The sequence below is a fragment of the Novosphingobium sp. genome (genome assembly GCF_041915465.1).
Lineage (GTDB): Bacteria > Pseudomonadota > Alphaproteobacteria > Sphingomonadales > Sphingomonadaceae > Novosphingobium.
In genome coordinates this window covers 1-11,118 of the sequence record NZ_JAYSBK010000097.1, presented here as the reverse complement: position 1 = coordinate 11,118, position 11,118 = coordinate 1, and the positions used below count along the sequence as shown (strand labels likewise).

The 11,118-nt window shown below is 64.7% G+C and carries 13 protein-coding genes; 10 read left to right on the top strand and 3 right to left on the bottom strand.

The features are described from left to right. From ACE3SN_RS13870 to ACE3SN_RS13860, 3 genes are all read left to right on the top strand, one after another. On the top strand, positions 1 to 178 hold a 178-nt coding region (locus tag ACE3SN_RS13870), incomplete at its 5' end, for a BolA family protein (RefSeq protein WP_374530970.1). Then, positions 175 to 1,062 carry a pirin family protein gene (locus tag ACE3SN_RS13865; RefSeq protein WP_374530966.1) on the top strand — a complete coding sequence of 296 codons (888 nt, stop codon included), beginning with the start codon at positions 175 to 177 and terminating at the stop codon, positions 1,060 to 1,062. The genes ACE3SN_RS13870 and ACE3SN_RS13865, both read left to right, overlap by 4 nt. Positions 1,063 to 1,075: 13 nt before the next feature. After that, positions 1,076 to 1,909, top strand: a complete 834-nt coding sequence (locus tag ACE3SN_RS13860) for an SDR family NAD(P)-dependent oxidoreductase (RefSeq protein ID WP_374530964.1) — start codon at positions 1,076 to 1,078, stop codon at positions 1,907 to 1,909. A gap of 309 nt (positions 1,910 to 2,218) precedes the next feature. On the opposite strand, the gene ACE3SN_RS13855 is transcribed toward ACE3SN_RS13860, so the two are convergent. Both ACE3SN_RS13855 and ACE3SN_RS13850 read right to left on the bottom strand, forming a co-directional pair. Further along, entirely contained in the window at positions 2,219 to 3,139 is a 921-nt protein-coding gene (locus ACE3SN_RS13855) for an IS1595 family transposase (RefSeq protein ID WP_374530962.1), read from the bottom strand. Next, positions 3,136 to 3,315, bottom strand: a complete 180-nt coding sequence (locus ACE3SN_RS13850) for a hypothetical protein (RefSeq protein ID WP_374530960.1) — start codon at positions 3,313 to 3,315, stop codon at positions 3,136 to 3,138. The genes ACE3SN_RS13855 and ACE3SN_RS13850 overlap by 4 nt, the downstream gene beginning before the upstream one ends. Positions 3,316 to 3,612: 297 nt before the next feature. Here ACE3SN_RS13850 and ACE3SN_RS13845 point away from each other — a divergent pair, with 297 nt between their 5' ends. Both ACE3SN_RS13845 and ACE3SN_RS13840 read left to right on the top strand, forming a co-directional pair. Then, entirely contained in the window at positions 3,613 to 4,512 is a 900-nt protein-coding gene (locus tag ACE3SN_RS13845; protein WP_374530958.1) for an alpha/beta fold hydrolase, read from the top strand. Then, positions 4,487 to 5,839 (top strand): low temperature requirement protein A, encoded by a 1,353-nt coding sequence (locus ACE3SN_RS13840; RefSeq protein ID WP_374530956.1) that lies wholly within the window; start codon positions 4,487 to 4,489, stop codon positions 5,837 to 5,839. Before ACE3SN_RS13845 ends, ACE3SN_RS13840 begins: the two co-directional genes overlap by 26 nt. Here the strand turns inward: ACE3SN_RS13840 and ACE3SN_RS13835 are convergent. Beyond that, the gene (locus ACE3SN_RS13835; protein WP_374530955.1) at positions 5,836 to 6,918 is read right to left on the bottom strand and encodes a DUF2332 domain-containing protein; all 1,083 of its coding nucleotides are present in this window, start codon (positions 6,916 to 6,918) and stop codon (positions 5,836 to 5,838) included. The genes ACE3SN_RS13840 and ACE3SN_RS13835 overlap by 4 nt on opposite strands. A gap of 48 nt (positions 6,919 to 6,966) precedes the next feature. On the opposite strand from ACE3SN_RS13835, the gene hisG reads away from it, so the two are divergent. The 5 genes from hisG to ACE3SN_RS13810 form a co-directional block, all read left to right on the top strand. Beyond that, on the top strand, positions 6,967 to 7,623 hold the full coding sequence (hisG, locus tag ACE3SN_RS13830; protein WP_374530953.1) for an ATP phosphoribosyltransferase: 657 nt from the start codon (positions 6,967 to 6,969) through the stop codon (positions 7,621 to 7,623). Further along, positions 7,623 to 8,915 (top strand): histidinol dehydrogenase, encoded by a 1,293-nt coding sequence (hisD, locus tag ACE3SN_RS13825; protein ID WP_374530951.1) that lies wholly within the window; start codon positions 7,623 to 7,625, stop codon positions 8,913 to 8,915. The genes hisG and hisD overlap by 1 nt, the downstream gene beginning before the upstream one ends. Beyond that, positions 8,912 to 9,355 (top strand): transcription antitermination factor NusB, encoded by a 444-nt coding sequence (nusB, locus tag ACE3SN_RS13820; RefSeq protein ID WP_374530949.1) that lies wholly within the window; start codon positions 8,912 to 8,914, stop codon positions 9,353 to 9,355. Before hisD ends, nusB begins: the two co-directional genes overlap by 4 nt. Beyond that, a complete protein-coding gene (gene thiL, locus ACE3SN_RS13815; protein WP_374530968.1) occupies positions 9,352 to 10,224 on the top strand; it encodes a thiamine-phosphate kinase in 873 nt (290 codons plus the stop codon). The genes nusB and thiL overlap by 4 nt, the downstream gene beginning before the upstream one ends. Before the next feature lie 163 nt (positions 10,225 to 10,387). Then, positions 10,388 to 11,118: sodium/proton-translocating pyrophosphatase (locus ACE3SN_RS13810; protein ID WP_374530947.1), on the top strand; the 731-nt coding region annotated here is incomplete at its 3' end.

Here is an 11,118-nt window from a genome sequence, read left to right as displayed (position 1 = left end):
CGGCCATGCGGGACACGATGGATCGGGCGAATCGCACTTCACGGTGGAGATGGAGAGTCCGGCCTTTGCCGGCAAATCCCGCCTCGAACGCCAGCGCATGGTGATCCGCGCGCTGGGCGACATTCCGGGCCAACGGGTCCACGCGCTCGCAATCAAGGCGCGCGCACCGGGAGAATGACCATGGGCATCACGACCACGATCCAGCCGGTCAGCCATGATCTTGGCGCATTTACCGTGCGCCGGGTTCTGCCCTCGCCGCGCCGGATCATGGTCGGACCGTTCATTTTCGTCGACCAGTTCGGACCCGCCGAAATCCCGCCGGGGCATGGCATGGACGTGCGCCCGCACCCGCATATCGGGCTGGCAACGGTAACCTGGCTGTTCGAGGGCGCCATCAACCACCGCGACAGTCTGGGCAGCTTCGCAACCATCCGCCCCGGCCAGGTCAACCTGATGACCGCCGGACACGGGATTGTTCACTCCGAACGCGGCCTGCCCGAAGAGTTCGACCGCCCAAAGCGGATCTATGGCATGCAGACCTGGTTGGCCCTGCCCGACGGGCAGGAGGACATTGCCCCTGCCTTCGAAAGTCGCGCCGAATTGCCGCTCGTCGAAGACAATTGCGCCTCGGCGCGGGTCATCATGGGAACGCTGTGGGGCAGGACCGCGCCAACAACCCAGTACGCCGCGACGATCTATGCCGAAATCGTGCTGGCTCCCGGTGGCGCAATCCCGATCGACGCCGATGCGGACGAGCGCGCGGTGATGCTGGTTGGCGGCGAGGCGGAACTGGACGGTGTTGCACTCGAGCCTTACGCATTGGCCGTGCTTGCACCGGGTCAGGCGATGCGCCTGGCATCGGATCGGGGCGCGCGGGTCATGCTGCTCGGCGGCGAGGCGTTTCATTCTCCCCGGCACGTGTGGTGGAACTTCGTCCATTCCTCGCGCGAGCGCATCAATGCTGCCAAGGACGATTGGTTCGCAGGCCGATTTCCAAAAGTTCCCGGCGACGAGGATGAATTCATTCCGTTGCCGAAAATACCAATGACAAGAAGCGATTGAGAGGAATGCGCGAATGAGCTTTTCGGGACAAACTGCGTGGATTACGGGCGCATCCTCTGGCATCGGCGCGGCGCTGGCGCGCGGGCTAGCGAAGGACGGGGCGCGGGTAATCCTCTCTGGCCGTAACGTCGCTGCACTGGAGGAAGCTGCGGCGCAGTGCGGCGGCGAAACGCTGGTGCTGCCGTTTGAAACCACCGACCACGCCGCGATTGCCCCGGCGGTAGAGCAAGCCTGGTCGTGGTCTGGCGGGGTCGACATTCTGATCAATAACGCCGGGATCTCGCAGCGCAGCCTCGCGGTCGACAGCGATTTTTCGGTCTATGAACGGATCATCGGGGTCGACCTGCTCGCCCCGATCGAACTGACCCAGGCGATCCTTCCCCGGATGGTCGCGCGCGGCAGCGGACGGATCGCGATGATCTCCTCAATCGCGGGCAAGGTCGGCGTGCCGATGCGCACCGCCTATTGCGCGGCCAAGTTCGGTCTCGCGGGCTACGCCGACGCATTACGCGCGGAAGTGGCACACCTCGGCCTCAAGGTTCACAACATCTACCCCGGCTCGATCCGCACCGGAGTGTCGCGAAATGCGCTGACCAGCGATGGCTCGGCGCGCGGGGTGTCCGACAAGGCGATCGAGAACGGGCTCGATCCCGATGCAGCCGCGCAGGATATGCTCGCAGCCATGGCCCGCGAAGAACGCGAGATCATCGTTGCCGTCGGCATGGAACAGCAAATGGGCGAACTGCGGCGGATGCCCGATGCCCTGCTCGATCAGGTCGCCGCGATGATGGCGGCAGGCTATGCCGAAAAGATGGGGAATTATATAGATGGCTCCCTATCATTGTGAGCCTCCTTCTTCGCTTGGCGCTTCAACCGGCGCTCGGTTTTCTTCGCAGCCACCCCCTTGTCCTTGGGGCGGTAGGAGAGAACGCGGGCGGTTATCCCTTGCAGGGCGGATAGGACTTTCTCGGTCATGACAGCACCTCGATCAGCGCGTCTCGAAGCATTTCCGCCTCGCGTCGGGTTAGGAAATTGTCGGACTTTGAGAAGGGTCCGGTCACTGTCATACGGACAGGATCGAAGTCCTGTCCTCGCGATAACAGCACTACAACATCAATTTGATTGTTTATTTCGTTCACGAAACTTCGCAGGGCTTTCATGCGATCAACTCCGCATAGGTGAGGCGCTTACCAATGGCGGCGCTGAAAAGGCTGGCGAGGCGCTCCATCGTGTGGCGGCTGACATCGCCGTCCCCAAGCCGGAAGGCGAACTCGCCGACATAGCGGTGCAGATGCTTGGGGCTTGCATGGTGATAGACCCCGTGCAGGCCGCGCTTAAGCACCGCAAAGACGCTCTCAATGCCGTTCGTCGTTACATCGCCACGAACAAACTCGCCCGCGCCGTGGTTGATGCTCTCGTGCTTGTAGAGCAGTCCGCTGACCCGGTTGTAGATCGCGCTTTCGTCGGTGTGGATTGTCGAGCCAACTTGGACATGGCGATGGGTGAAGCCAACCGCGTTGCGTCCGGTGACAGTCGGGTGAACCTCTGCCTTGACCCTGCCGCTCTCGCGCTCCCTGCCAGCGATCACAGGTGTTTTTCCGACGCTACCACGGCCAAGGCCAAGCCGCTTGCTTTCGTGCTTCGACGCCTCTTTACCCCCGATATACACTTCGTCGATTTCAACGATCCCCGCCAGTTCAGTCGGGTCGTTGCCGCAGGCTTCGCGCAGCCGTTGCAGCATGAACCATGCGGTCTTTTGCGTCACGCCGATCTGCGAATGCAATTGCAGGCTGCTGATGCCCTTGCGGCTCGTGACAAGCAGATACATCGCGTAAATCCACTTGTGCAGCGGCACCTTGGACCGCTCGAAAATCGTGCCGGTGCGGATGGTAAAATCCGACAGGCAGGCGTTGCAGCGGTAGAAGCCGCCCTTGCGGGTGCCGATGCGCTTGGCTTCGCCACAGGCAGGGCAGACGGCCCCGTCAGGCCAGCGCGCCGCCTCGAAATAGAGGCGGGCGCTTTCCTGATTGGGGAACCGCTGGAACAACTCAAATGTGCTGATCGTGGACTTGCTCATTCGTCGTCCTCGGGAACGCTATCATCCCATTCAGCGTCCCACTCTTCGACGGTCAGGCGAAACTCTTCGCCATCTTCGTTAGTGAACTTGATTTCACCAAGGCCGAGGAAGATTGCCTTCCACGGCTCCTTGTTGAGAATGAACGCCAAGGCGTCAGCCATGTTGTCAGCACCCATTGTGCATCTCCTGCAAGGCCCACTGTGCGCCGTTACGGTAGGCGGAGACCCACCGCTTCGCCTTGGCCAAATCGTCCGCAAGGTGGAGGGGACGGGAGGCATGAAACCTTGGGTCTATCACAGACACCCTACCATCAAGGCAAGGTGCCAAAACATAGCTTTTGTAGTCCTGAACTTTCATTCGTTTTATCCTTCAAAATCGAGCCTTTGCCGTCTCAATAAGAAGATAACTACCCTATTCCGTTTCGGGAGTCAAGTATATAATTCCCAAAAGATGAAGGCGGAAGGGTAAACGTCATGGAACAGCAGCGCATTGCCCTCGCCAACGGGATCGAACTCGACGTTGTGGATGTTGGGCCGAGGGACGCCCCGGCGATCATCTTTCTGCACGGCTTTCCCGAAAGCCACCGCACCTGGCGCCACCAGATCGCGCATCTTTCGGATCGGTTCCGCTGCATTGCGCCTGACCAGCGCGGCTATCGCGGATCATCCAAGCCCGAGGGGGTGGAGAACTACAAGCCCGACAAGCTGGCGGGCGACATTTTCCTGCTCGCCGATGCGCTGGGTATCGAGACTTTCACCATCGTCGGGCACGACTGGGGCGGCGCGATCGCCTGGTTCGTGGCCCTGCTGGGGCAAGCCAATGGCCGCGTCACCCGCGCGGTGATCGCCAACGCACCGCACCCCACGATTTTCCCGCGCCTGCTCTTCACCAACCGCGTCCAGCGCGAGGCAAGCCAGTATTTCCGTCTGTTCCGCGACACCGCGAACGACGCGCTGGTGCGCGAGTTCGGGCTTGGCGCACTGCTGGAAAAGGCCTTTGGCGGACGCGATCAATCGCCCATGCTGGAACCTGAAGAGCGCGAGGCGCTGCTGCAAGACTGGTCGAACCCGGATGCGGCCATTGCCATGCTCAACTGGTACCGGGCCAGCCCGATGGAAGTCCTTCCGATGGACGCGCCGTTCGAACTGCCCGAAGGCTGGAAACCGGTGCCGATTCCGCGCATGACCATGCCGGTGCTGGTGATATGGGCCTTGGACGATCACGCCCTGCCGCCCGAAAACCTCGACGGGATGGATGAGATCATCAACGATCTGACCGTGGTCAAGGTGCCCGGCTGCGGCCATTTCGTGCCGTGGGAAGCACCGGATGCAGTCAACGCGGCGATGGATGAATTCCTTGGTCGGACCGGCTGATCGCCGCCCCGCAGGTGGGATCGGCGCGGCGGTTGCCGCTGCCAACGAACGCGCACGTCGGTCCTTGCTGCGGGGGCACGGCGGGGGGCATGCACCAGTCAGCAATATCGAGCTGTTTTTCGACCTGGTCTTCGTCTTCGCGATTACCCAGCTGTCGCATACGCTCCACCATCATCTGTCCTGGCTGGGCCTGACCGAAAACGTGGTCCTGTTCCTCGCGGTGTGGTGGGGCTGGATCTACACCGCCTGGGTGACCAACTGGGTCAATCCGGACCGCGGTCCGGTGCGGATACTGTTGCTGGCGCTGATGCTGGTGGCACTGGCCCTTGCCGCCGCATTGCCCGACGCCTTCGCCGCAGGCGGGCCGGTCTTTGCCGGGCTTTACCTTGCTTTCCAATTGGGCCGCTCGATCACGATGTGCGTGCTGTTTCGCGGCGAGGACGCCGCGCGCATGCGCAACATGGCGCGCATCGCCGCCTGGTTCCTGTTTGCCGCGCCGTTGTGGATCGCAGGGGCGCTGGCAGAGCACGACCTGCGCCTCGGCCTGTGGCTGGCTGCGCTGGCGATCGAATATGCCGGACCGATGACGATGTTCCAAACGCCCGGCCTGGGCCGTTCAACCGTGGCCGACTGGGATATATCGGGCAGCCACATGGCCGAGCGCTGTTCGCTGTTCATCATCATCGCGCTGGGTGAAGGGATCGTCGTGACCGGCTCTTCCTTTGCGGACCAGCCAATGACCAGCGGGCGGATCACCGCCTTCGTGATCGCCTTCCTTTCGGCCGCGCTGATGTGGTGGTTGTACTTCGATCTGGGTGCGCAGCGCGGGGCGCGGCTGATTTCCGGCCATGAGCAGGCCGGGCGGGTGGCGCGCAATGCCTATACCTACCTGCACATGCCGATCGTGCTGGGCGTGGTGATCGGTGCGGTGGGCGACGCTTTGCTGCTGGAAACACCTTCCGGCACAGCGCCGCGCGAACTGGTGCTGATCCAGACCGGCAGCGCGCTGCTGTTCCTGGGCGGCGTCGGCCTGTTCAAACGCTATGCCAACACCTTCGCGAATTTCCCCATGTCGCACATCGTGGCGATCGTGCTGTTCCTGGTCTTGGGTGCCGCCGGTTGGTGGGCGTCGGTGCCGGCCACACACTTCGCCGGCTATGGGATCTCGATCCTGTTGCTCACTTGCGTGTGGGAATGGGTTTCCTACCACGGTGGCTGGATGGAACGCATGGAGAAGCTGGGCATTCCCGGCATGGCGGCCATGCGCGCTCGTTCTGAAACGCGCCTTGCGGCAAGGATGGAAAAGCTCGGTCAAACTCGGCTTTAGATTTTCCAGTCGATCGAAGCGCCATGCGGGTGCGCGCGGGCCAGCATCACCGGTTCGCCCCCGCCCGGCCAGTAGCGCACCACCAGCTCGTGCAGGTGCAGCACCCGATTCGCCTCCAGCGCAATCCACGCCAGCGGGCGCTCCGGCGTAGCTCTGGCTCCAGCCGCTTCCATCGCCGCCGTCACCCGCGCCTGCTGGTCGGCAGGGACATATTGCCAGACGATCGAGTGCATCAGCACCCGCGTGTTCCCGGCCTCCTGCGGCCTTGCCAACTCGGCTTCGATGAAATCGGCCGCGTTCATGTGGACGAGATCGGGCGGGCTCTTCGCCGCCTCGGCAATCGCCGCCTCCATCCGCTCGAACCGCACTTTATGCTCGGGCCAGATATAAGCCTTAAGGCGCAGCGCCTGCGCCGGATCGGCCAGATCGACCGGCGCAACGTCGCAGCCCTTGGTGGAAACGATCTCGATCCGGTGACCGGGCGGCGGATTACCCTGCCACTCCGGCGCAAACCGCATCGCCCCCGGCTCTGGCCCGACCTGCACCCCGGCCAAATCGTAGTGATAGCGCGCGAGCATCAGGTTGATCCCCGCGCTCGATCCGATTTCAAGGCACTGAAAGCGCGGCGGCAAGCCCTGCTCGGCCAGCCACAGCATCGCGGCGATGAAATTGGCCGAGCGCCCAGCCTCGTTGGTCTGCGGCGGCCCGTCGAGCCACGGCAGCAAATCCGCCTCGTGCGCGTGGATCGCGGCGGCGACCAGCGTGGCATCGTCCACGCCCTGCTCATCGCGGTAGATCGCGCCCAGGGCCGGCGCCTTGCCGCCAAGGTAAAGCGCATGGATTCCGCCCGCCACGCGCAGCGGCAGAGCATCGGCCAGCGGAGCACCTTGCCAGTCGTGGATCTGCTCCAGCAATTCGCCGCCCTCGCCGCGTTCAAGCAAGTCGTGGACCGCCGCCACCACGCGCGAGGTGACCGTCGCTCCTGCCTTGGTGCAATAGGCCACCTGGTTCGAAAACGCCGCCGCGACGATGCCAGGACCGCTCGCGTTGATGTCGATGAACTCGTATTCCTTCGCCATTGCCCGAATCCTTGCCCTTTTGGCCCGCCGCGCCTAAACGCCGCCCTCATGTCCCGACCGCTCACTTTCGCCATCCCCAAGGGCCGCATCCTTGACGAGGCGCTTCCGCTGATGGCCCGCGCCGGTGTGGTGCCCGAAGCAGAGTTCCACGACAAGAAGTCGCGTGCGCTTTCCTTCGCCTGTGAGGGCAGCGACATGCGCCTGATCCGCGTGCGCGCGTTCGACGTGGCGACCTTCGTGGCCCACGGCGCGGCGCAGATCGGGATCGTCGGCTCCGACGTGATCGAGGAATTCGCCTATTCCGATCTCTATGCCCCGGTTGACCTCGCGATCGGGCATTGCCGCCTGTCTGTGGCCGAACCGGTTGGCGCGGCCGAACAGGAAGGCCGCGTCAGCCACCTGCGGGTTGCCAGCAAGTATCCCAACCTCACGCGCAAGCACTTCGAGGGGCTGGGTATCCAGGCCGAAGTGGTGAAGCTCAACGGGGCAATGGAACTCGCGCCCGGGCTGGGCCTTGCCAGCCGGATCGTCGACCTCGTTTCGACGGGCCGCACGCTCAAGGACAATGGCCTGGTCGAAACCAGCATCATCCTGGATATTTCCGCCCGCCTGATCGTCAACCGCGCCGCGCTCAAGACCGACGAGCGCGTCGGCGCGCTGGTCGACCGGTTCCGCGCCCTGGCCCAGCAGCAGCAGGCCGCCTGATGCTGCGGCTCAGCACCCGCGATCCGGGCTTTGACAAGGCCTTCCGCCGCCTCGTCGCCGACCGGCGCGAAAGCGACGAGAACGTCTCGCGCGACGTCAGGCTGATCCTTGACGATGTGCGCAACCGCGGCGATGCGGCGCTGGCGGAACTCACCGCCCGGTATGACAGCCACGCGCTTGCGACCGAGGATGACTGGCGCATTTCGGCCGAGGTCTGCCGCGAAGCCTTCGAGGACCTGCAGCCCGATCTGCGCGCCGCGCTTGAACTCGCCGCCCAGCGCATCCGCGCCTATCACGAGGCCCAGCTTCCCGCCGACCGCGACGATGTGGATAGCCTGGGCGTGCGGCTTGGCGCGCGCTGGCGGGCGGTTGATGCCGCCGGGCTTTACGTTCCGGGCGGCCGCGCGGCGTACCCATCGTCGCTGCTGATGAACGCGATTCCGGCCAAGGTCGCGGGCGTTGCGCGCCTCGTCGTCGTCACCCCGACGCCCAAGGGCCAGGTCAACCCGCTGGTGCTCGCTGCGGCGCACCTTGCGGGCGTTGACGAACTGTGGCGCGTTGGCGGGGCTCAGGCGGTGGGCGCGCTGGCCTATGGCACGCAGCGAATCAAGCCGGTCGATGTCATCACCGGCCCCGGCAACGCCTGGGTGGCAGAGGCCAAGCGCCAACTTTACGGCGTCGTGGGGATCGACATGGTCGCCGGACCCAGCGAAATCCTGGTCATCGCCGATGGCAAGAACGATCCCGAATGGACCGCCGCCGACCTGCTCAGCCAGGCCGAGCACGATCCTTCGGCCCAGTCGATCCTGATCACCGACGATCCGCTGTTCGCCGATACCGTGGCGGATCGGATCGGCGTCGAACTCGCCATGCTGCCCACCGCGCGGGTCGCGGCGGAAAGCTGGAACACCCACGGCACGATCATCGAGGTTGCCAACCTCGATGAAGCCCCTGCCCTTGCCAATGCGCTGGCCGCCGAACACGTGCAACTGGCGGTCGAGGATCCCCAGCCGCTGATGGACGCGATCCGCCACGCCGGGTCGGTGTTCATGGGCCGCATGACTCCCGAGGCGATCGGCGATTACGTTGCCGGTCCCAACCACGTTCTCCCCACCGGGCGCCGCGCGCGCTTTTCCTCTGGTCTGTCGGTGCTCGACTTCATGAAGCGCACCAGCTTCATCCAACTCGATGAAGCGGCGCTTCAGGCCGTTGGCCCCGCCGCCATCGCGCTGGCCGATGCCGAAGGACTCCCCGCGCACGCCCGCTCGATCGAAGTAAGGCTCGGCATATGAAGCCCCAATCCAAGGCGCGCGCCGCCGCCCGCCTCGCCGCCGTCCAGGCGCTCTACCAGCTCGACATGGAGGGCACCCGCATGGCGACCCTGCTTGACGAATTCCATCGCCACCGGCTTGGCGCGGAAATCGAGGGCGACCAATACGCCGATGCCGAAGTCGCCTTCTTCGACGACATCGTGAAGGGCGTGGATGCCCGCCGCGACGAGATCGACGGCCTGCTGTCGCAGCGTCTGGCCGAAGGCTGGAAGCTCGAACGGCTTGACAAGACGATGCTCCAGATCCTGCGCGCGGGCGCCTGGGAACTGATGGCCCGCGCCGACGTGCCCACCCCAAGCGCGATCAGCGAATACGTCGACGTCGCCCACGCCTTCTTCGAAGCGCGCGAGGCGAAGTTCGTCAATGGCGTGCTCGACGCCGTCGCCAAGGCGGTGCGCTGACCACGGAACTCGCCTTTATCGAGGCCTTGCGGGCGCTGGCCACGCATCCGGAGGCGCGCGGGCTTGACGATGATGTGGCGGTACTAGACTTCGGCGGCGAGGCGCTGGTGCTGACCCATGACGCCATGGTCGAAGGGGTGCATTTCCTGCCCGGGCAGGATCCCGCCGATGTTGCTTGGAAGCTCGTTGCGACCAACCTTTCCGATCTGGCGGCAAAGGGTGCCGAGCCGCTGGGCGTGCTGCTGGGCTACCAGTTCGGCGCGGATGACTTGCGCTTCCTCGCCGGGCTGAAAGCGGCCTGCGAGCATTACGGCGCGCCGCTGCTGGGCGGGGATACCGTCAGCGCGGCCGGCGCACAGACGCTGGGCCTGACCGCGCTGGGCCGCGCCACCCACCGTCCGGTCCCTGCGCGCAGCGGGGTAAGGCCCGGCGACAGCCTGTGGATCACCGGCCCGGTCGGCGCGGCGATGCTGGGCCTGGAGGCACTGAAGTCGGGACACGGCGACAGCGAGGCTTACCGCCGCCCGCTGGCCTTGCTTTCCTCCGGACGGATTCTTGCGCCCCACGTCAGCGCGATGATGGACGTCTCGGACGGACTGCTGCTCGATGCCAGCCGCATGGCCTTGGCATCGGGTGTCACGCTGGCGATCGACCGCGCCGCCGTGCCGCTTGCCGGACCCGAGGACCGCCGCGATGAAGCGCTGCGCTGGGGCGATGACTATCAATTGCTGTTCACCCTTCCTCCGGGATGCGAGCCGCCACTTGCGGCCTTTCGCATCGGCGCTGCGCTGCCACCGGGTGAAGCGCCGTTACTGCTCGACGGCAGGGCTCCGGACCCGGCGGAAAAGCTGGGCTACGAGCACCGCTGAACTTATCCCCCAAGCGCCTTGAAACAGCCCGAAATCTAGGGTTGCGCGCGCCCTTTGCTGCCCTATACCTGTCGCCACACGAGATCCGCACAAAGCGGACGATGTGGGGACAAGAATCGAATTTGAGTTCGTTCAAGGATAGCCAGAAGGGGGGTACCCTGAAGTGAGTTTAGTTGGACTTTCAATAGCCCTGGGGGCTTTGGCCGTACTTTACGGCTTCATCACCAGTCGGCAGGTGCTGGGCGCACCGGCCGGTAACGAAAAGATGCAGGAAATCGCGGCGGCAATTCAGGAAGGCGCACAGGCCTACCTCAAGCGCCAGTACACGACGATCGCCATCGTCGGCGTCGTTGTTGCCGTCATTATCTTCGCCACGCTCGGGTCGATTTCGGCTGCGGGCTTCCTGCTCGGCGCAGTGCTTTCAGGTGCTGCCGGCTTTATCGGGATGAACGTGTCGGTGCGCTCGAACGTGCGCACTGCGGCTGCGGCGCAGAGCGGGCTGCAGCAGGGTCTTACCCTTGCCTTCCGCGCGGGCGCGATCACCGGGATGCTGGTGGCCGGCCTTGCGCTGCTCGCGATCGCGGGCTTCTTCTGGTACCTCACCGGCCCGGCCAACCTTGCCGCGGACAGCCGTCCGGTCGTTACCGGCCTGACCGCGCTCGCCCTTGGCGCTTCGCTGGTTTCGATCTTCGCGCGCCTTGGCGGCGGGATCTTCACCAAGGCCGCCGACGTCGGCGCCGACCTCGTCGGCAAGGTCGAGGCGGGCATCCCCGAAGACGATCCACGCAACCCGGCCGTGATTGCCGACAACGTGGGCGACAACGTGGGCGACTGCGCCGGCATGGCTGCCGACCTGTTCGAAACCTATGTCGTCACCGTCGGTGCGACCATGGT

What these genes read in the sequence shown, in the direction of transcription:
- ACE3SN_RS13865 (WP_374530966.1), top strand. Translation starts at nt 175, where the DNA reads ATGACCATGGGCATCACGACCACGATCCAGCCGGTCAGCCATGATCTT.
- ACE3SN_RS13860 (WP_374530964.1), top strand. Translation starts at nt 1,076, where the DNA reads ATGAGCTTTTCGGGACAAACTGCGTGGATTACGGGCGCATCCTCTGGC.
- ACE3SN_RS13855 (WP_374530962.1), bottom strand. Translation starts at nt 3,139, where the DNA reads ATGAGCAAGTCCACGATCAGCACATTTGAGTTGTTCCAGCGGTTCCCC.
- ACE3SN_RS13850 (WP_374530960.1), bottom strand. Translation starts at nt 3,315, where the DNA reads ATGGGTGCTGACAACATGGCTGACGCCTTGGCGTTCATTCTCAACAAG.
- ACE3SN_RS13845 (WP_374530958.1), top strand. Translation starts at nt 3,613, where the DNA reads ATGGAACAGCAGCGCATTGCCCTCGCCAACGGGATCGAACTCGACGTT.
- ACE3SN_RS13840 (WP_374530956.1), top strand. Translation starts at nt 4,487, where the DNA reads ATGAATTCCTTGGTCGGACCGGCTGATCGCCGCCCCGCAGGTGGGATC.
- ACE3SN_RS13835 (WP_374530955.1), bottom strand. Translation starts at nt 6,918, where the DNA reads ATGGCGAAGGAATACGAGTTCATCGACATCAACGCGAGCGGTCCTGGC.
- hisG (WP_374530953.1), top strand. Translation starts at nt 6,967, where the DNA reads ATGTCCCGACCGCTCACTTTCGCCATCCCCAAGGGCCGCATCCTTGAC.
- hisD (WP_374530951.1), top strand. Translation starts at nt 7,623, where the DNA reads ATGCTGCGGCTCAGCACCCGCGATCCGGGCTTTGACAAGGCCTTCCGC.
- nusB (WP_374530949.1), top strand. Translation starts at nt 8,912, where the DNA reads ATGAAGCCCCAATCCAAGGCGCGCGCCGCCGCCCGCCTCGCCGCCGTC.